The organism is Roseateles sp., assembly GCF_965262435.1.
GTDB lineage: Bacteria > Pseudomonadota > Gammaproteobacteria > Burkholderiales > Burkholderiaceae_C > Paucibacter_A.
Window position 1 is genome coordinate 165,604 of the sequence record NZ_OZ253537.1, and the last position, 20,112, is coordinate 185,715.

General features: G+C 65.3%; 17 protein-coding genes. 9 read left to right on the forward strand and 8 right to left on the reverse strand.

The window, feature by feature from the left end:
* The first annotated feature begins 90 nt into the window (after positions 1-90).
* The 6 genes from ACQY39_RS00760 (at position 91) to ACQY39_RS00785 (ending at position 8,365) form a co-directional block, all read left to right on the forward strand.
* Entirely contained in the window at positions 91-729 is a 639-nt protein-coding gene (locus tag ACQY39_RS00760; protein ID WP_428503010.1) for a hypothetical protein, read from the forward strand.
* The gene (locus ACQY39_RS00765; protein ID WP_428503011.1) at positions 729-3,311 is read left to right on the forward strand and encodes a hypothetical protein; all 2,583 of its coding nucleotides are present in this window, start codon (positions 729-731) and stop codon (positions 3,309-3,311) included. The genes ACQY39_RS00760 and ACQY39_RS00765 overlap by 1 nt, the downstream gene beginning before the upstream one ends.
* Positions 3,312-3,353: 42 nt before the next feature.
* Entirely contained in the window at positions 3,354-4,079 is a 726-nt protein-coding gene (locus tag ACQY39_RS00770; protein WP_428503012.1) for a PEP-CTERM sorting domain-containing protein, read from the forward strand.
* Between the two features lie 175 nt (positions 4,080-4,254).
* On the forward strand, positions 4,255-4,803 hold the full coding sequence (locus tag ACQY39_RS00775; protein WP_263517785.1) for a chemotaxis protein CheW: 549 nt from the start codon (positions 4,255-4,257) through the stop codon (positions 4,801-4,803).
* Positions 4,804-4,877: 74 nt separating this feature from the next.
* A complete protein-coding gene (locus ACQY39_RS00780) occupies positions 4,878-6,668 on the forward strand; it encodes a methyl-accepting chemotaxis protein (protein ID WP_428503013.1) in 1,791 nt (596 codons plus the stop codon).
* Positions 6,669-6,766: 98 nt separating this feature from the next.
* Positions 6,767-8,365: a methyl-accepting chemotaxis protein gene (locus ACQY39_RS00785; protein WP_428503014.1), complete on the forward strand. Its 1,599-nt coding sequence runs from the start codon at positions 6,767-6,769 to the stop codon at positions 8,363-8,365.
* Between the two features lie 6 nt (positions 8,366-8,371).
* On the opposite strand, the gene ACQY39_RS00790 is transcribed toward ACQY39_RS00785, so the two are convergent.
* Both ACQY39_RS00790 and hemE read right to left on the reverse strand, forming a co-directional pair.
* Positions 8,372-10,477, reverse strand: a complete 2,106-nt coding sequence (locus ACQY39_RS00790; RefSeq protein WP_428503015.1) for a primosomal protein N' — start codon at positions 10,475-10,477, stop codon at positions 8,372-8,374.
* Between the two features lie 385 nt (positions 10,478-10,862).
* Positions 10,863-11,954 (reverse strand): uroporphyrinogen decarboxylase, encoded by a 1,092-nt coding sequence (hemE, locus tag ACQY39_RS00795; RefSeq protein WP_428503016.1) that lies wholly within the window; start codon positions 11,952-11,954, stop codon positions 10,863-10,865.
* A gap of 177 nt (positions 11,955-12,131) precedes the next feature.
* Between hemE and ACQY39_RS00800 the strand changes: the two genes are divergently transcribed.
* The 3 genes from ACQY39_RS00800 to ACQY39_RS00810 are packed head-to-tail and all read left to right on the forward strand — an operon-like array spanning position 12,132 to position 14,202.
* Complete coding sequence (locus tag ACQY39_RS00800; RefSeq protein ID WP_411969966.1) at positions 12,132-12,758, forward strand: LemA family protein; 627 nt, start codon at positions 12,132-12,134, stop codon at positions 12,756-12,758.
* 8 nt (positions 12,759-12,766) lie between these two features.
* Positions 12,767-13,690: a TPM domain-containing protein gene (locus ACQY39_RS00805; protein WP_428503017.1), complete on the forward strand. Its 924-nt coding sequence runs from the start codon at positions 12,767-12,769 to the stop codon at positions 13,688-13,690.
* Between the two features lie 5 nt (positions 13,691-13,695).
* A complete protein-coding gene (locus tag ACQY39_RS00810; RefSeq protein ID WP_428503018.1) occupies positions 13,696-14,202 on the forward strand; it encodes a TPM domain-containing protein in 507 nt (168 codons plus the stop codon).
* Positions 14,203-14,225: 23 nt separating this feature from the next.
* On the opposite strand, the gene ACQY39_RS00815 is transcribed toward ACQY39_RS00810, so the two are convergent.
* The 6 genes from ACQY39_RS00815 to ACQY39_RS00840 all read right to left on the reverse strand — a co-directional run bounded on the left by ACQY39_RS00815 (position 14,226) and on the right by ACQY39_RS00840 (position 20,036).
* Complete coding sequence (locus ACQY39_RS00815) at positions 14,226-14,795, reverse strand: hypothetical protein (protein ID WP_428503019.1); 570 nt, start codon at positions 14,793-14,795, stop codon at positions 14,226-14,228.
* A 24-nt stretch (positions 14,796-14,819) separates the two neighbouring features.
* Entirely contained in the window at positions 14,820-15,215 is a 396-nt protein-coding gene (locus ACQY39_RS00820; protein ID WP_428503020.1) for a hypothetical protein, read from the reverse strand.
* A gap of 344 nt (positions 15,216-15,559) precedes the next feature.
* Positions 15,560-16,384 (reverse strand): polyphosphate kinase 2, encoded by an 825-nt coding sequence (gene ppk2 / locus ACQY39_RS00825; RefSeq protein ID WP_428503021.1) that lies wholly within the window; start codon positions 16,382-16,384, stop codon positions 15,560-15,562.
* A gap of 28 nt (positions 16,385-16,412) precedes the next feature.
* Positions 16,413-18,323, reverse strand: a complete 1,911-nt coding sequence (locus tag ACQY39_RS00830; RefSeq protein ID WP_428503022.1) for a DUF4105 domain-containing protein — start codon at positions 18,321-18,323, stop codon at positions 16,413-16,415.
* A gap of 140 nt (positions 18,324-18,463) precedes the next feature.
* Positions 18,464-18,952: a DUF3015 family protein gene (locus tag ACQY39_RS00835; RefSeq protein WP_428503023.1), complete on the reverse strand. Its 489-nt coding sequence runs from the start codon at positions 18,950-18,952 to the stop codon at positions 18,464-18,466.
* A 208-nt stretch (positions 18,953-19,160) separates the two neighbouring features.
* Entirely contained in the window at positions 19,161-20,036 is an 876-nt protein-coding gene (locus tag ACQY39_RS00840) for a D-hexose-6-phosphate mutarotase (RefSeq protein ID WP_428503024.1), read from the reverse strand.
* Positions 20,037-20,112 lie beyond the last annotated feature (76 nt).

The window sequence follows — 20,112 nt, forward strand, 5'->3', positions numbered from 1 at the left end:
GGGCCAGACCCCGCTGGCTAAGGTGCGGGCATGCAGTGGGCCGGCCCGGCCCACCCTGGCATACACCGAACCGCAACGGAGGATTCCCCCATGAACCACAGCCCCCTGGCCGGGAGCGCGCGCATCGGCGCTGGCCTGGCCCTGCTGAGCGCCCTGCTGGCGCCCCAGGCGCAAGCCACCCAGCTGCCGCCGCAGAACCTGGCCCAACTGATCGCCCGCGCCGATGTCATCGTCAGCGGCCAGGTCACGGCGATGAAGGACGGCATCCAGGACGGCCTGCCCTACACCGAGATCACCCTCAAAGTCAGCAGCAGCGCCAAGAAGTCGCTGATGGCCAAGAGCGATTACACGATCCGCCAATACGGCCTGCTGCGCGCGCGCAAGCTCGACGACGGCCGCTACCTGCTGCCCGCCAAGATCGAGGGCATGCCCAGCTGGCAGGTTGGGGAACGGGTGATGGCCTTCATGAACAAGCCGGCGGCCCGCTCGGGCTTCAGCACCCCCGTGGGCCTGGCCCAGGGCAAGCTGACCATCACCGGCAACAAGGTCAGCAACGGCTTCAACAACGTCGGCCTGTTCGAGGGCATGGTGGTGGCACCGGGCCTGCTGCGCCGCAACGAAGCCCGCATGCTGGAAAACCGCGCCGGTGGTGTGGACCTGAACACCTTGCAAGGGCTGGTGCAACGCAGCCTCAAGAACAACTGGCTGGCCACGGGAGCAATGCGCTGATGAACACCCACTTCAAGACCACGCTGCTGGCCGGCCTGCTGCTGGCCGCCGCCAGCGCCCAGGCCGCCGGCCCGCTCTACCTGAACGACAAGCCGGGCAACCCGCAGCCCCTGCGCTGGGACACCAGCCAAGGCCCGATCAAGGTCTACACCGATGTCGGCGTGTTCACCCGCAAGAACGACGGCAGCGTGTTCCTTAGCGCCGAGCAGGCCAACGCCATCACCGCGTTCGCGCTCAAGCAATGGAGCTCGGTCGCCACCTCGACTTGGCGCGCCCAGACCGACCCGGCGCAGTTCACCCCCTTCACCGCCGTGCCCAGCATTGGTCGCGACGTCAATGACGCCGCCAGCGCCCAGTTGGTCTATGGCCAGTACAACCAGGGCGGCTTCTACGTCATCTACGACGAAGACGGCCGTGTGCTGGAGGAATTCTTCGGTGTGCCGCGTGACCAGGTGCTGGGCATCGCCATGCCCGAGTTCGCCGAAGACCGCGACGGCGACGGCTACCCCGAGACCATCGTCAAGGCCACGGCCTTGATGAATGGCTGGATGGTCGGCCACGAAAACCCGCCCGTCGGCCAACGCTCGGCACCGCCGGCCGACGTCAACGGGGCGCGTTATGCCGGTGTCTTCACACACGAGTTTGGCCACGCCATCAACCTCTCGCACTCGCAGGTCAACGGTCAGCTGGCTTTCATGAGCCAGCCAGGCTACGGCCGCGACCTCTACCCCGGTGTGCCCGGCTGTGTGGCACCGGTGCACCACTGGCTCTATGGCCCGGCCGCCAGCCATATCGACCCCAAGCAGGTCGAGACCATGTTCCCCTTCATCGACCCGCAAAGCGTGGCCAAGGGCCGCTCGATCGGCCAGGAGATGAGCACGGTGGACCGCGCGGACGACATCGCCGGCATCTCCAACCTCTACCCCACAGCCGACTACCAGGCCCGCACCGGTTCCATCGCCGGCAGCTTGCTGCTCAAGGACGGCAAGACGGGCTTCAGCGGCATCAACGTCGTCGCCCGCAACGTGCGCGACCCGCTCGGTGACGCGGTCTCGGCCATGTCGGGCGACCAGAGCCAGGGCAAGCTGGGCCCGGACGGACGCTTCCGCATCAACAACCTGAAACCGGGCGAGCGCTATCAGCTCTACATCGAGGAAATCAGCGGCGGCGGCTACCCGACCCGGCCGGCCATGCTCTTGTCCCAGGCCGAATACTGGAACAGCGGCGAGAGCCATGACCCGAAGCTGGACTCGCCCTGCCTGGCCGGCGCTATTGAGGTGCAGGCCGGCACGGTCAGCCCGGCCGACATTGTCTTCAACGGCCACCGCGACGGCGTGCAGTACGACTTCATCGGCGGTGTCTTCTTGAGCAGCATGTCGGCCGATGGCCAGCGCGCCGGTGGCGCCTACGGCTTCGGCTACCCGCTGTACTGGGACGCCAAAGAGGGCATTCAGCTGTTCCCGGAGAACCTGGACCTGCTGTCCTCCTCGAGCAGCAATATGTCCAGCGATGGCCGCAAGATGCTGGTGGAGGCCAATTTCGACGGCATCGTTCACACCGACCCCGATGGCTACAGCTACACCATCAAGCAGATGGCGCTCTGGGACTTCGACACCGGCCAGGCCAGCCCCATGGGCGCACTCAGCGATGAGTGCGGCCTGGGCGGCGCCGCCGGCGTGACCAGCAGCTATGGCTTCGGCATGAACGCCAACGGCACCGCCGCCGTGGGCTACAGCGGCCACAAGAATGCCGATGGCAGCTGCGTCATGCACGACTGGGACACCGACCTGGGCTTGCAGGTCGTGCCCTACCAGTGGACGGCCGCAGGTGGCGGCAAGGCCCTGAAGCTGGACGGCCTGGACCTGCGCGGCCTGCCCTGGATGCGCGCCAACGCCGTCTCCGGCGACGGCCTCGTGGTGGTGGGCACGGCCAACTACACCCGCGCCATTGGCTGGGTGGGCGACGCCAATCCGGTGGACCTGAGCGCCCTGACCGGCGCGATCAGCGCCGATGCAGTCAACTTCGACGGCAGCCGCGTGCCCCTGGCCACGGCCCAGGGCATGGTGATGTGGAACGCCCTCAAGGGCACGGGCCCCGATGCCTTCACGCCGCGCAGCAGCCCCAAGTACTGCATCGACATGCCCTTCATCAGCTGGGACGGCATCGACCACTGCGCGGTCGATGGCGCGGCCTGGGTGGAAGCCAATGCCGGCATACCGCAGCTCAACATCAGCGCCATCAGCGCCGACGGCCGCGTGGTGCTGGCCCGGGCCGGTGATTTCTTCACCATGTTCGCCGGCTTCATGTGGGTGGAGGACATCGGCTGGATCGGCCTGAACGACTTCCTGAAGAAGCAGGGCGTAGTCGAAGCAGACAAGTACGGCCTGGAAAACCCGATCGCCCTCAGCGGCGGCGGGCAGGTGCTGATGGGCGGACTGACCGGCGCGCAAGCAACCTGGCGCGTCGACCTGAGCACCGTCTACGTCTGCAAGAACGGCCAGTCCAGCGCCATCGCTTTCCCGGCCGGATTGAGCGACCCCATCAAGGCCGGCGCCAAGCTCGGCCGCTGCGAAAACCTCTGACCCTGTGACGAGGCGCTGCCTCGTCCCTAACGGAAGCCCCCCATGAAACTGCGCAACTCCTTCTTTTCTCTTCAGGCCCTGGCCCTGGCGGCCTTGCTGGGCAGCGCCTCTGCGGCGCACGCCGAGATGACGTTCTACAGCTCGCAAGCCTCGTTCCAGGCCGCCATCTCGGCGCCGGTGGTGGACCGCTTCGACGACCTCTTCTGGGCCCAGGGCCCGGGCTCGCTGTACCGCGAGCCGGGCGCCGGCTACGGCTATGTGGTCAATGCGCTGAAGTTCGACGGTAGCGACTACTCGAGCTTCTACAACGCCGGCAGCGATGCCGATGTCTGGCTGTCCACCGACCAGGCCACCGACGTCATCAGCTTCGACTTCAACTACACGGACAAGGTCTACGGCGTCGGCGGCTTTTTCTTCGGCACCGACGCGCTGGGCGCCTTTCAGCCGGGCCAGAGCATCAAGCTGAACGCCCTGGACGCCGACGGCGTCGAACAGGTGGTCTTCATCGAAAACGCCCAACCGGGCACCTTTTACGGCTTTGCCTCGACCAGCCAGATCCGCTACTTCGAGATCAGCGCCGTGCAGCCGACCGGCGGCCTGACCTGGGTGGCGGCCAATGATCTGGTGCTGGGCACGGTGGCGGCGGTGCCGGAGCCCAGCAGCGGCGCCCTGCTGCTGGGCGGGCTTGGGCTGCTGGGCTGCGGCGCCGCCCGGCGTTCGACAAAGGCGAAACCCAGGGCTGAGAATCCGAGAAATCCGCAAAACTGACAAACCGCTGCCAAGGGGGCTGCGCCAGCGCAGCCCCCTTGGAATGAGCGCTTCGAGGCCGCCTGAACCTGCGTGAACAAGCGCACGGCAGGCGGCCTTTTCAATTGATAAAGCTAGTTTTTATCATTTCTATTATTTAAAGTGGAGGCCTGTACCGCAAACCGAGGACGTCGACATGAGCGCGCTCCAAGTGATACCCGATCCCAGCGACCACGCGCTGTCCCCCGTGCGTGAGCGCCTCGACACGGGTCGCAGCCAGGAGTTCTTGAGCTGCCAGTTGGGCGGCGTGTCCTACGGCATCCCGCTGCGCTGCGTGCAGGAAATCCGCTCCTACGAGGCGCCCACGCAGATCGCCAACGCGCCGGCCTGGGTCAAGGGCATCGTCGATCTGCGCGGCGTGATCGTGCCCATCGTCGATCTGCGCATGAGCTTCGGCCTGCCCCAGGTGAACTACGACGCGCTGACCGTGACCGTGGTGCTGCACATGCGCGAGCGGGTGATCGGCGTGGTGGTCGACTCGGTCAGCGATGTGCTGGCCCTGAGCGGCCCACAGATCAAGCCCGCGCCCAGCTTCAGCCACGCACTGGACGCTAGCTACATCGCCGGCATCGGCACGCCAGACGCCGAGGACACACAGCGCATGCTGATCTTGCTGGACATCGAACGCCTGCTCGGTGGCGCCGCCATGGGCCTGCTGCCCGCCGACCTGCTGCCGCTGAACTGAGCCATGCCCCACGCCAATCACCCGCTGCATCGCGCCTTCAACCCCATCCGCCACCACCAAGCCTGAATCACACCATGAAGCTGATTGCCTCGCTGGGCATCACCCAGCGCCTCTACCTTGTATCCGCCGTGGTGTGCAGCAGCCTGGCCGCGGTGACGATTTACGCCTGGTCCAACTTGGGCTCGGTCACCGCCACCGCCCTGCAGACCGAGACCGTGCGCGTGCCACAGCTCTCGCGCATGAGCCAGATGGAGCTCAATTTGACGCACGCCTCGCTGGAGCTGCGCCACGCCATCCTGGCGCCCACGCCCGCGGAGCAGGCCAAGGCCTTGACCGAAATCCAAGCCCGTCGCCAGCTGATCCAGGAAGAGCTGGATGGCTTTGAGCAGCACCTGAGCACCGAGAAGGGCAGACAGATGTTTGCCGGCCTGCCCACCAAGCTGCAAAGCTTCTGGCAAACCGCCGAACAAGACATTCGCATGCTTGAAGAGGGCCGCAAGGCCGATGCCTACGTGCATCTGACAGACCAAACCGTGCCCAAACGCAATGAAGTGCTGGCCGTGCTGGAGCCCTTGGTCAACTACCAGACCGAATTGCTGGTGCGCGATCTGCAAAGCGTGGAGACACGCACCGTGCAGATCGAGCGAGGGCTGGAGCTGCTGGTCGTCGGCAGCATCCTGCTGCTGCTGAGCTCCACCTTCATGATCGGCCGGGCTTTGCGTCACCGACTTGGCCTGGCGCGGGCCGTGGCGGAACGCGTGCGCGACGGCGACCTGACGCCACTCGGCGAAGACCCACGCCGCGATGAGTTCAGCCCCTTGCTGGCTGCGCTGCGGCAGATGCAGTCCGGCCTGTCAGACCTGGTCACTCAGGTGCGGGGCAGCTCGGAGAGCGTGGCCACAGCCAGCAGCGAGATCGCGCAGGGCAGTTTGGAACTGTCCAGCCGCACTGAAGAGCAAGCCAGCGCCCTGCAGCAAACCGCAGCCTCGATGGAGCAGTTGGGCGCCACCGTGCGCCAGAGCAGCGAGAGCGCTCAGCAAGCCAACCAACTGGCCCAAGGCGCCAGCCAGGTGGCCATCCAAGGCGGCCATGTGGTGGGCCAGGTGGTCAGCACCATGAAGGACATCAACGAAGCCTCACAGCGCATCGCCGACATCATCGGTGTGATCGATGGCATTGCCTTCCAGACCAACATCCTGGCGCTGAACGCCGCCGTGGAATCGGCACGGGCCGGTGAACAGGGGCGAGGCTTTGCCGTGGTGGCCAGCGAGGTGCGCCATCTGGCACAGCGCAGCGCCGCTGCGGCCAAGGAAATCAAGAGCTTGATCACCGCCAGCGTCGAACGGGTGGAAAAGGGCTCGCAGCTGGTGGACGAAGCCGGCGCCACGATGGACGAAGTGGTGCGCGCCATCCAGCGCGTGACCAACATCATGGGCGAAATCAGCGCCGCCAGCGTCGAGCAAAACGCTGGCATGAGCCAGATCAGCGACGCCGTCACACAAATGGACCTCACCACACAGCAGAACGCGGCCTTGGTGGAAGAAAGCGCAGCCGCAGCGGACAGCCTGCGCTCGCAAGCGGCTGGCCTGGTGCGGGCTGTGGGGGTGTTCCATCTGAGCGAGCAGGACTCGCCGAAGCCGGCGCTGGAGCAGGTGCGCAGGCTCAAGCCGGTGGCACAGCCCCAGGCTTTTGCGCCCAGCCCCGCCTCGAACGCCGCCTGGGCTGGACAAGAGCGCCGCGGCGCCGATCGCGCAAAGAATGTGGTTCGACCCAACTTCAAGGCCGCGCCGACGAAAGCGTCGCACGCCAGCACGCACGTCGCCACCGCCACTGGCACGGACACCGATCAATGGCAGAACTCCTGATGCACGCCGCAGGCGCGCCAACAAGCCTGACCGAGCGATAGCGCACAGACCCGCGCCGGCTGCCGCGCCAGCATTCGGGCTTCTTGAGGAGCTCGATGATGAATGTGTCCAAACGCTTGGCTCTGGGCTTTGCTGCCGTGTTGATGATTCTGGTGATCGTGGCCGGCATCGCCATGGTGAAGGTCTACGCCATCGAAGGCGCACTCCAGGCCAACAGCCAGGAGCACACACAAATTCAGCGTTACGCCATCAACTTTCGCGGTTCGGCGCATGACCGCGCCATTGCCAGCCGGGACTATGTGCTGGCCAGCACAGCGGAGCAACGCAGCAAGGAGGCCAGCACCATGGCCAGCTTGGCCAAGTTCTATGCGGATTCGGCGGCACCGCTCGAAGAAAAGATCAGCTGGTCCGCGGACGCGCGCGAACTCAAGCGCCTGTATGGCGCGATCCAGGCGATCGAAACCGAATCCGTCGCTTCAAGCCAGGCCGTGATGAGCGCCATGGATCAGGGCGACACCGCGACAGCCGGCGCCGCGCTGTGGACGCGGGTGAAGCCGCAGTACGTGCGCTGGCTGGGCGCGATCAACGCGCTGATTGATTTCGAGGAGGCGCGGGTCCAGGCGCTCAACAAGGTGGCGATGGATGAGGCTGAGGGCTTTCGTGCCGTGATGTTGACGGCGCTCGCCTTGGGTCTGATCTGCGGCAGCGCCCTGGCTTGGTCCATCTCCGGAAAGATCTTGGGGCAGTTGGGGGCCGAACCGGCCCGCCTGAGCGAGGTGGCGCAGCGTGTGGCCGGGGGTGATTTGAGTGAGGTCGAGGGTGCGGCGCAGGCCACGCCGGGCAGCGTGCTGGCCTCCCTGGCCGCCATGCAACAGGCCCTGGCACGCGTGGTCGGCCAGGTGCGGCAGGCCTCGGACTCGATCGCCACCGGCTCGGCCGAAATCGCCAAAGGCAATCTGGACCTGTCGCAGCGCACCGAAATGCAAGCCAGCAGCCTGCAAGTGACCGCGGCCACCATGGACGAACTGGGCAGCACGGTGCGCAACAACAGCGACAGCGCCAAACAGGCCGATCAGCTCGCCAAGCAGGCCTCCGCGGTGGCCGGACAAGGCGGCGAGGTCGTGGGCAAGGTGGTCGCCACCATGCAGGACATCAATGAAAGCAGCCGCAAGATCGGCGACATCATCAGCGTCATCGACGGCATAGCCTTCCAGACCAACATCCTGGCGCTCAATGCGGCGGTGGAAGCGGCGCGTGCGGGCGAACAGGGGCGTGGCTTCGCCGTCGTTGCCTCGGAGGTCCGCAGCCTGGCCCAGCGCAGCGCCGAAGCAGCCAAGGAAATCAAGTCCCTGATCGGCCGCAGCGTCGAGCAGGTGGAGCAAGGCAGTGCCTTGGTCGGACAGGCCGGCCAGACCATGGGCGAGATCGTGCAGTCGATCCAGCGGGTGAGCGACATCGTGGCCGAGATCACCGTGGCCACCCTGGAGCAAGGCACGGGCATCGCGCAAGTGGGCCAGTCCGTCAGCCAGATGGACCGTTCCACTCAGCAAAACGCCGCCCTGGTGGAAGAAAGCGCCGCGGCCGCGGAGAGCCTGCGGGTTCAGGCCCAGGATCTGGTGCAAGCGGTCGCGGTGTTCCGCCTTCAGGGTGCGGGCCAGCCAGGCAGGCCGCCGCACCTTACGCCGCGGCCGGCCTGAGCCCGCTCAGATCGCCAGCGGGTCCACGTCCACCGCCCAGCGCAGCACGCCCTTGTGCTCGCGCTTGAGCAGGTGCAGCTCGGGCATCCAATGCCAGAGCAGGCGCTGCAAGTCGCCGCGGCTGCCGGCCTCGACCAGCATCTGCAGGCGCTCGACATTGGCCACCCGGGCGACGCTCATGGGGATGGCCGGGTAGATCAGCGTGCCGCGCGCCTCGGGCAGGGCCTGGGCAAAGGCGGACGCTGCTTTCAGAAAACCCAGGGCCGCCTCCGCCGTGCGCCCCTCGGCGCGCAGCAAGGCCAGATGGGCGAAGGGCGGCAGGCCGGCCGATTCGCGCTCGGCCAGCTGGCTCTTGGCAAAGGCTTCGAAATCATGGCTTTGCAGTGATTTATAGAGTGCATGCTCGGGGTGCCAGGTCTGCACCCACATCTCGCTGCGTGCCGCCGCTTCGGCGTCACGCCCGGCCCGGCCGCCGGCCTGCATCAGCAAGGCAAAGAGCCGCTCGGGCGCGCGGAAATCACTGCTGAACAAGGCGCCATCAGGGTTGACCGCTGCGACCAGGGTGATGCGGCGGAAGTCGTGGCCTTTGGTCACCATCTGCGTGCCGACCAGGATGTCGACCTCGCCGCTGTGCACGGCCGCCAGCTGCGCCTCCAGCTCGCCTTTGTGCTTGCTGCTGTCGGCATCGATGCGCAGCACGCGGGCGCCGGGCAACTGCTCCTGCAGCTGCTCTTCCAGCCGCTCGGTGCCGCGGCCCAGAGGTGCGATGTCCTGGTTGCCGCAAGTCGGGCAGGCGCTGGGCACCCGCTCGGTGAAACCGCAATGGTGGCAGCGCAGGGTGCGGTCGCCCTTGTGGAACACGCGCCAGGCGCTGCAATGCGGGCAGTCGCTCTTCCAGTTGCATTCGGCGCAGTGCAAGACCGGGGCATAGCCCCGCCGATTCAGGAAGATCAGGCTTTGCTCGCCGCGCGCCAGGCGCAGGCGCAGGGCCTCCAGCAGCGGGGCGGTCAGCGCCGTCGTGACGCCTTTGCTCAGCGGCAAGCGCTTCATGTCAAAGAGGCGCACGCGCGGCAAGGCGCCGCCACCGATACGACCCGGCAGCAGCAGGCGCTTGTAGCGCCCTTCATTGGCTTTTTGCCAGCTCTCCAACGAGGGCGTGGCCGAGCCCAGGATGACCGGGATTTTTTCCTGATGGGCGCGGTAGATGGCCAGATCACGGGCCGAGTAGCGGGCACCGTCCTGCTGCTTGTAGGACGGGTCGTGCTCCTCGTCGACGACGATCAGGCCCAGGCGCGGCATGGAGGCAAACACGGCCAGGCGCGTGCCCAGCACCAGATCGGCCTCGCCCATGTGCGCGGCCAGCCAGTTGCGCAGGCGCTGAGCCGGCGTCAAGGCGCTGTGCAGGGAGACGATGCGATGGCCGGTGGCACCATCGGCTTGCAGGCCACCGAAGCGCTCGGCAAAACGCGCTTCCAGCTGCGGCGTCAGATTGATCTCGGGCACCAACACCAGGACCTGGCGGCCTTGCGCCAATGCATGTTCGGCGGCGCGCAAATAGACCTCGGTCTTGCCACTGCCGGTGATGCCGTAGAGCAGCACGGGTGCGGGGGCACGGTCGCGGGCGGCATTCAGCAAGGCGTCGAGCTCGTCCAGCACCTGCTGCTGGGCCGGGTTCAGCGTGGGCCGTGCCGGTGCTGGTGCCGACGCATCGGTCGGCGTGGCCAGGAACTTGTCGAGCTTCTTGAGCCGCGCCCGGAGCTGGGCGCTGTCCAGCTCGCGCAGCTGCGGCGGCAGCACGGCCAGGGCCAGCTCACCAATGCTGCGCTGGTAATAGCTGGAGGCAAACTCCAGCAGCTGGCACCAGGCCGCGCTCAGGGGCGGCAAGCCCTCCAACTCGGCCAGGATGGGGCGCAGCATGGAGGTTTCGACCTGCCCCTCGGGTTCACCGGGCCACACGATGCCCATCAACTCGCGCCGACCCAAGGGCACACGAACCAGGCTACCCGGTGCGAGCGCCCGCTCACTGAGATAGTCCAGCGGGCCGCTGAGGCCGCTGTGTTGCGGCGCCTCGACCGCGACGCGGATGCGCAGCAAGCCGGCCAGCTCAGTCATGCGCGCAGCTCAGGCCGGGCTCGAGACCCGTCGCTTGAGAGTTTGAATGAGCTTTACGAGCTAAGTGCATGATTTAAAAGGGCCCGAAAAACAATGCACCAAATCTGTGGATAACTTTGTGGGGAAAGTTCGAAGAATGCACGCCGGCACGATGCGTCACCACACCGACCAATGCCAGACCATTCTCCTCCGCGCCGCGCCGCTGTCTTATAAATCAAGCACTTAGCGAGCAATCGGGAAAACACCAAGCTGCAGTGCAGCACAGGCCCCGGGTCTGTCTCGCTTCGAGAAAATTGGGGATAAGTCTCTACCCTGAGTGCTTACTTCACGTTTTGTGGCCGTGTTTTTTGGCCCGGCCGCAGCGGCCGCCGGGCCCGGGCCGCGCTCAGACGCCGGCGCGCAGGCGACGTGAGTGGGCATGCACCTCGTCCACCAGGGCCGTGACATGCTCAGGCGGGGTGAACTGGCTGATGCCGTGTCCCAAATTGAACACATGGCCGTCCCAGCCACCGTCGGCGCGCTGCGGGTTGCCAAAACTGTCCAGCACCGAGCGCACCTGCTCGCGAATGGCGTCCGGCGGCGCGAACAAGACATTCGGGTCGAGATTGCCTTGCAGGGCGACCCGGCTGCCGACCTGAGCGCGGGCGCGGCCGAGGTTGGCTGTCCAGTCCAGGCCCACCACATCGGCGCCGGCATCGGCGATTTCGTCCAGCCAGAGCGCACCGCCCTTGGTGAACAAGATGCGCGGGATGCGCTGGCCTTCATGCTCGGTCTTGACCTGAGCCAGCACCCGGCGCGAGTAGTAGAGGCTGAAGCGCTGGAACATGCCGTCGGCCAGCACACCACCCCAGCTGTCGAACAGCATCACGGCCTGGGCGCCGGCTTCGATCTGGGCGTTCAGGTACTGAGCCACGGCGTCGGCATTGACCTGCAGGATGCGGTGCATCAGGTCGGGGCGGGCGTACATCAGGCTCTTGACCTGGCGGTAGTCATCGGACCCGCCGCCCTCGACCATATAGCAGGCCAGGGTCCAGGGGCTGCCGGAGAAGCCAATCAGGGGCACGCGGCCGTTCAAGGCCTTGCGGATAGAGCTGACGGCGTCGAAGACGTAGCGCAGCTTGTCCATATCAGGCACGGCCAGGGCCGCCACGGCGGCCTCGTCACGCACGACCTTGGCAAACTTCGGGCCCTCGCCGATGGCGAAGGACAGGCCCAGGCCCATGGCATCGGGCACGGTCAGGATGTCGCTGAACAGAATGGCCGCGTCGAGCTTGTAGCGCTCCAGCGGCTGCAAGGTCACCTCGGTCGCGTAGTCGCGGTTGGTGGCCAGACCCATGAAGCTGCCGGCCTTGGCCCGCGTGTCGCGGTACTCGGGCAGGTAGCGGCCGGCCTGGCGCATCAGCCAGACGGGGGTGTAGTCGGTGGGCTGGCGCAGGCAGGCGCGCAGGAAGGTGTCGTTTTGCAGAGGTGCATTCATGCGCGGATTATCCGATGCCGCGATAGGCTGACCTTGCTGCAGAGCAAGCAGCACGCCTGGGACCTGTCATCAGTTACCGTCATCAAGCGCTGCGATACTCGGCCGGCACTTGATTTCGCAGGGCGGGCCGCCACATGCGGCGCTGTCCCTCGAACGATTACACACCGGAGGATATCCATGTCGGCCATCTCGATGACCAAGCGCGGCGCCACCACGACGGCGGCCGCCCTCGCCCTGACCCTTTCGCTCAGCGGCTGCGGCTACAACGAATTCCAGACCCTGGATGAGCAGGTCAATGCCAACTGGGCCGAGGTGCTGAGCCAGTACCAACGCCGCGCCGACCTGATCCCCAACATCGTCAACACGGTCAAGGGCGAGGCCAATTTCGAGCAGGAAACCCTGACCAAGGTGATCGAGGCTCGCGCCAAGGCCACCAGCATCCAGGTCACGCCCGAGCTGGCCAAGGACCCGGAAGCCCTGAAGAAATTCCAGGCTGCCCAGGGCGAGGTGTCGAGCGCACTCTCGCGCCTGCTGGTGGTCAGCGAGAACTACCCCAACCTCAAGGCCAACCAGGGCTTTCAGGACCTGCGCGTGCAACTCGAAGGCACGGAGAACCGCATCACCGTGGCGCGGAACCGCTACATCAAGTCCGTGGCCGACTACAACGTGCACACCCGCCAGTTCCCCAGCAACCTGACCGCCAAGGTGATGGGTTATGAGGTCAAGCCCAATTTCACGGTTCAGAACGAGGCAGCGATCAGCAACGCCCCGGCCGTGAGCTTCGACAAGCCGGCGTCCAAGTAAGGGCCGTCATGGCGATCTTTCGCCTGTTTCACCTCGGCCTGTGCTTGCTGCTGCTCGGCGGCCTCGGCCTGCCCGCCTGGGCGCAGGACGTCCGACCGGTGCCCGTGCTCAGCCAACAGGTGATGGACCAGACCGGCACGCTCAGCCCGGCTCAGCGCGAGGCCTTGACGAGCAAGCTGGAGCAGTTCGAGCGCGAGACCGGTTCGCAGTTGGTGATCCTGATCGTCGCCAGCAGCCAGCCCGAAGACATCGCCGCCTATGCTCAACGCGTCGGCGATGCTTGGAAGATCGGCCGCAAAGACGTGGGCGACGGTCTGCTGATCGTGGTTGCCAAGGACGACCGCAAGGTGCGCATCGAGGTGGCCAAGGCACTCGAAGGTGCGGTGCCCGATCTGGCCGCACGCTTGATCATCCAAAGTGCGATCACGCCAGCCTTCAAGGCAGGCGACTATGCCGGCGGCCTGAATCAGGCGGTCGATCAATTGCAAGCCCGCATCCGAGGCGAAGCCTTGCCGGCACCTTCAGCGCAGGGCCGCCAGACGGGCGCCGAGCAAGGCCTGGATTTCGAGTCGCTGGCAGCGCTGTTCTTCATCGGCGTCCCCGTGCTCGGTGCCGTGCTGACTGGCACCTTCGGCCGCAAGCTGGGCAGTGTGGCGACCGGCGGCATCGCCGGCTCGGCCGCTGGCTGGCTGGCCTCCAGCCTGCTGATCGGCAGCCTGGCCGGCTTCGCATCCCTGGTGCTGGTGGGCTTGATGGGTGTGGGCGCCTCGCGCGGCCGCAGCGGCCGTAGCGGACGCCACGATCTGCCCATCATCTGGGGCGGAGGTGGAGGCGGCAGCTGGGGTGGCGGCAGCAGCAGCGACAGCGGCGGAGGGTTTTCCTCCGGCGGCGGGGGCGATTTTGGTGGCGGTGGCGCCTCGGGGGATTGGTAAGGAAGATGAAACGCCTGACTCGATTGCTCAAGCACCGACTCTGGGATGAGTCAGACGCTCGCCGTGTTCTACCTGCAGCCGTGCTGCGGAAGTTCGAGCACCAAGTGTCCGCCAGCGAGACCCTGCATAGCGGTGAAATCAGAGTCTGCGTGGAGGCGAGCCTGCCGTTGTCTTATCTCTGGCGCAATGCGCCGGCAAGAGAACGCGCGATTGCCATGTTCGGCAAGTTGCGTGTCTGGGATACGGAACACAACAACGGGGTATTGATCTATTTGCTGCTGGCGGAGCGCCGCATTGAACTGGTCGCTGATCGTGCACTGAATCGCTGTGTCAGCGCAGAAGAATGGCAAAAGCTGGTGGACAGCATGAGCACGGACTTTCGCAAGCAACGGTTCGAGCAGGGTCTGGTCAACGCGATCGAAGGCGTAAGCACCTTGCTGATCAAGCATTTCCCAATCACTACTTACAGCCGCGGCATCAACGAGTTGCCAAACGCGCCGGACCTTTGCTAACGCAAAGGCCCGGCTGATGTCACTTACTTGCCCAGCTGAACGTCAGCGCCGGTGACCTTCAAAGCAACCAAAGCATCAATCAACTGCTGAATGTTGACTCGCACGGCGCCTTCATTCGCCAGCTTCAAGCGCTCAGAGCCCATGAATGCCTCATTCCATGCCGCTGTATAGGGCGTCGCAAGAGTCTTCTCTAGAACGTCTTTGTTAGTCGCACGATCGACAAGGGTGTAGCGAACCGTGGCAGTGACTGTCATGCTGGCGCCTGCAAACGGCTGGTCCAACTTACTCAAGTGAGCGACCAGAACATACTTGCTGCCCTGTTTGTTGTTCGACAGCAAACCAGCATCTTTCAAGGACAGCTCAAGCGCACGCTCAAAGTCGCTGCTGGAAACACTCGACACCCACATTGGATTGGTTTCCTTGCCGCCGGTGACGTCGCGAATTGCGACAGCCTCACGCAAGGGTGAATTGCTGACTGCTGTCCGCGTTGCCAAATTGGTGCTGGTCTGCATCTGCTCGACGCGAGCAGGAGCAGCACATCCAATCAAGGCCAAAGTCAGAGAGAGGGAGCCGAGGATACGAAGTGTTTGCATGTTGGTATCACGTCAATAGTTGGATCAGTTGGCAGCGGTCGGTGCAGCCGTTGTAACCGGAGTTTGTGAAGCCGTACCAGCTTGGCCGCAGCGCTTCTGAACAGAGGCCTGCTGAACTGCATCGTGCTCACCGCGAAGTCGTGCGTATTCGGCCTCTTGCTGCTTGGTGCCGCCCAGCGCGAACAATGCCGGCCAGAACAGGATCAAACCTACCCCTGTCAGTGTTTTGTCATTGGATGCAGCCTGATCCAGTCGGCCACCCAACTCCATATAACGACCTTGCAAGCGCTGAGTCTCTGCGCTCAGTTGCTGGCAATCGTAGCTTTGGTACTGAGTCGGCGAAACGTAGACCGCCGAGATGTCCTTGGTTGCTGTAGAGCAAGCGCCAAGGAAGGCGCAAAGGCTGACGATCAGGGTCAATCGCGAAGGCAGGCGTGCGAAAGCTGGGAGCATGGTCTGACAGATCCTGTGAGTTGGGTTTGACCGCTCTCGACATGCAGGCACATCAGGCTGCATCCATGAATTGCGATGAGCCCAAGTGACACTTCCACAGGAAATAGTCCAGCAAACGATCCTTGCGGACCGACATCTGTGACGGCAAGCAGCTATCGCTCTTTTTTATGCCGCCCCTGATCTGAAGCCGCCCTCCCTGGGCATGGCGCGAGGCCGGCGGGATGTTACCAAACGCAACAGGCGGAAAATCCAATCGGCCAACACCCCCAACGGGGGGATTTACCTCGCACTTTGCCTGGGCTTGCTCAGGTTCAACGCAGTCGGATCGGCTTCAGACTGCCGCTGAAATGCTCCGTCAGCGGCTTGCTGCCCAGGGCGGGAAACTTGAGTTTGGCTTGTGGCACGCGCACATCGGGCAGATGGTCGAGCAGGTGACGGATCAGGGTCAGTCGACCCAAGCGCTGGTCATTGAAATCCACCAGGGTCCAGGGCGCGCATTTCTTGTGGGTCGCCTTCAGCATGCGTTCACGAGCCAGCCCGTAGTCGGCATAGCGGGCCCGCGCTTCCAAGTCGATCGGCGAGAGCTTCCAGCGTTTCAGCGGGTCACCCAGACGCTCGGCAAAGCGCTGCTCCTGCTGGGCCTGATCGACGCACAACCAGTACTTGAACAAGAGAACGCCGTCGTCCACCAGGAGCTTTTCGAATGCAGGCGCCTGCTTCAGAAATGCCTCGGTCTGAGCTGGTGTGCAAAAACCCATGACGGTCTCGACGCCCGCGCGGTTGTACCAGCTGCGGTCGAACAAGGCGATTTCGCCGGCCGCCGGCAGATGCGGCACATAGCGCTGGAAGTACCACTGACCCAGCTCGCGTTCGCTGGGCTTGCCCAAGGCTACCGTGTGGCACTGGCGCGGATTCAGGGTTTCGGAAATCGCCGCAATCGTGCCGCCCTTGCCGGCCGTGTCGCGGCCTTCGACCAGCACCACCAAGCGCTTGCCCGTGTGCTGCAGCCATTGCGCCATGGCGTTGAGTTCCAGCTGCATGGGCGCCATGCGCTCCAAGTACTCGGACTTGCTGAGCTTGCTGCCGTTGCTGCCATTGCCGTTGGCGACGCCGGACTTGGGTTTCTTGCTGGCCATTGCTGCTGCTCCTGTAGGAAGGGCAAGCCTAGCGGAAATGCTGCCACTGCAGTGTCACCCGCGCCGCAGGATCTCGGCTGAGGCCCAGGGCCAGCACGCTGGCGCTACTGAGCCGCCGTTGCACAAGGGTCTCGACGGTCTGGCGTGACCCCTGCGGCAGCGACGGTACCCGCCGCCATTCAAGGCGGGCCCGCCAGTCGCCCTCGGCCCACAGCAGGCCAGCGTTGGGGGACCAGCCGCTGATGGCGGGGCGGCTCATCACTTCGAGGTCGAGAAAGGCAAAGGCCTGCAAACGGCTGCCGAAGTAGTGCGTGGCCTGCCCCAGGCCGGCACGGGCATAGGGGCGCAGCAGGCCGTCAGATTCGGGTTGTCGCGCGCCCAGCTTGATCTGCCAGGCATAGTCGAGCTCGCCGGGAAGCTGGGCGCCCCATTGGTTGAGCTTGCGCACCGAAAAGCCGCCGATTTCCTGCAGCCGCAGACGGTTCCCCTGCAGCCGCAGGTGGATGTCCGCCACCTGCAACTCGCCCGTATCAAGGCCATGCAGGCCGTTCAAGTCGAAAGCAATGCCGGTCCAGCGAAGACCCAGCGCGCGCCCCCTCTGGCGGCCCCGGACTCCGCCGAAGGCAAAGCGCATCGGCGCCGTACCGAGCGCAGGCGATGGCAGAGGCTGGGCTGGCGCGAGTTCGGCCGTGCCGACCGGCAGCGCCAGGCGCGCCAGCAGGATCCGCTGCTTGGCGGCCGTGACGGCCGCATGCTCGGCGTCCTGCAGGCCGGCAGGGTTCTTCCAGTTGGCCCAGCTCATCAGCAGTTCGAGCACACGTAGAACCTCGCGCGGCGCGAGTCCGCTCAGCGTCAGCTCAAGCCGCTGTGCGTCTTGCGCCACGGCCTGCTCGAAAGCGCTTCGCTCGGCCAGTGTGAGCTGGCGCAGCTGCTCGACGAGCTGGCGCTGGGCCGAGGGCTGGAAGCGCAGCACGCGGTACTGAGCCGGGCCGGCGGCATGGGCCTGCTCCAGGCGGTGAAACAGCTCCACCGGCACGTACCAGGATTCGTCGGCGCCCTGTCTCAGCTCGGTCGGCAGCACCAGCTCCAGTAGCTCGGCAAGGCGCCAGGCGCAGTTGCGGCTGAGGAAAAAATAGGTGAACTTCTTGCCGGCGATTTCCCAGACGTGCAGGACCAGCATTCGCAGCGCCCAAGGGTCGAGCGCCAACTCGTAGTTCCACATATCGCGGTTTTCACCTCGCACATAGACCTGGTCGTGCTCGGCAAAGTCCTTATCCGAGAATCCCGCCACATAGCCGCCGCTGAGTCCACGCGCGACGTAGACCAGCATGTTCTCGTCCTGCGGCACCAGGGCGCCAAAGTTGACGCTGAGGTCGGAGAGCCCGCCCGTGCGCTCGCCCGACCCCGCGTCGAATCGCAGCAAAGCGTGACCGAAGGCGGACGCCGGGTTGCCGAAATAACCGCTGACCAGCACGACCGAGGCTGACTTCAGCTGATCCAGATCCAGCCACTGCCAGATCTTGCCGCAGCGGCGATCGGGTTCCAGCCACTGCGGCAGATTGAGCTCGCTCGCCAGCCAAAGCTGCCGCGCCGGAAAGCGGCAGCGCGCATGTTCGCTCTCACCGGCAAAGGGCGCCAGCAAGGCACGCAGGGTCGCGACCAGTTCGGCGGCGGCATCCTCACGCCCGGTCGGGGCCAGAAAGAACTCATCACTGAGCACCTGGCTGGGCCCGCCATGGCGCGGCATGTGCAGCAGCAGGCGCCAACGCGGGTGGGCGTGCAGCCCCAGCGATCGGGCCTGCGCAATCAGGGCTTGCTCGTCGGCAGCCGACACGACGCTCGCGTCGGCACCGGCATGGGCGGGCACGAAGGTGCAGAACAAAAGCAGGAGGCCGAGCCAGACCCGGCAGCGTGCAAGGGAAATTTGGGTCAGCTTCACGACAGCGCGGCAGGCGGAGACGCCGCCTGAAAAGAGAAACGGCCCGTCCGGCATCGGACGGGCCGCAGCTCGAATGCCAGCATCACCCTGCGAGCGCCGGCGCAGTGCCGGCTAGCCACAGGGTCAGGGATTGCGTGCGATCAGATCGCGCAGCTGGCGTTGCGGGCGCTGCTGGCGGCTGCATCGAACAGGGCCGAGGCCTTTTCCATACGGCCTTGAGCGGCGTAGGCAGGCTGAGCCACCAGGCTGGCGAACTCACGGCGCAAGTTGCCACTGAACGCTTGCTGGCTGGCTGCGGAGCAGCCGGCAGCGACGTTCAGGGCAGCCAGGTGCTCGCCTTCACCCTTGGCCAGGTCGGTTTCGACTTGGGCGTAGGAGTTCAGCAGCAGTGCAGCAACCTTCTTCTTGCCGCCGGAGCAGCTATCGGCCGACGAGACGTTGGACGAGATGGCGGTGGTGCCCAGGTCCCAGGTCACGTTGGTGATCGCAGCAACTGCACTGTTGTTCGGTGCAATCATCGCGCCCAGACCGCATTCGGTGTAAATGTCGGAGAACTCACGCGCCTGCACGGCGCCTGCGCTCAGACCCAGCAGTGCTGCGGCCGTGGCGGCCAGTACTTTCTTCATCATGACAATCTCCCTCAGGGTGTGTTTTGAGTGTTTCACTGCCAAGGCCTCGCGCCCCGGAACGGTGCTCGCCTTGCGGGCGAGGCCGGCATTCTAGGGGGTGCGGGCACGCGTCAGGCGCAGCCGGCTCGTCTGTTATTACAGATCCCTGATGGGCCATCCTGCCTTGACGGGCGCTTACTGCCCGTAAGGGGCCCATGCCCACCCGGTCCTAGGTCGGCAGGGTGAGGCTCTGCCGGCCTACCCAACTCTCGCCCGGCGCCAGCTGCACCGGCTGGCGGATCTGGGCCGCCTCGATGCACAGCATCTGCTGGTAGCCCTCGGCCGGCATATCGGCCAGGGCTGCGCATTTTTCGGCGCCCGGGTTCCAGACCACCGTGTCTTCGAAGCCTTGTTGGCGAATCAGCAGCTGGCGGTTGCGGTTGATCAGCTGTTCCTTGAGGACCAAGTCTTGCTTGAGCCCATGGTAGATGCGGTCCAGATCGCCGCCGGGCAGCAGCAGCTCGACGCGCTGACGCTTGAGTTCGCCACCGGCGGCGCTGTCCTCGTACTGCAGACCGCTCAGGCCCTCGACGCTGCTGGAGTCCAGATCGTTCAAGCGCAAATAGATGTGCAGGGCGCTGGTGAAATCGAAGCTCGATTCGCCGGTGTTCTCGCAAGCCAGCTCAATCTGCAGCTCGCGGCCGCTGATGCGAACGCTGAGCTCCAACTCAAACGCGTGCGGCCAGAACATGCGGCTGGCGGCATCGTCGCTCAGGCGCAGCACGGCCAGGGCATCGTCGGCGCCCTGCTCGGCCGAAACCAATTGCCAGGGCTTGCTGCGGGCAAAGCCATGGCGCTTCAAAGGGCCGCGGGTGGCGAACTGCGGGAAGATCACCGGCACGCCGCCGCGGATCGCCTCACCGTTGGCATAGGCGGTTTTGGGCGAGACGTAGAGCTGCTCCTCACCGCCGGCCGGCACCCAGGACAGAAGGTGAGCGCCATGCAGCAGAACGGTCGCACGAGCGCCGTCGGGCGACAGCAGTTCAATCGCATCGAGGCCCTGGTGGCGGGTGATGGCAATGGACTTGGGCGTGGCGGCGGTCATGGCGAGGCTCTCGGCGATGAAGGGGTTGTTCTTGAGGATTTCAAAAGGACAACGCCCGCCTGACTTGCGTCGGCGG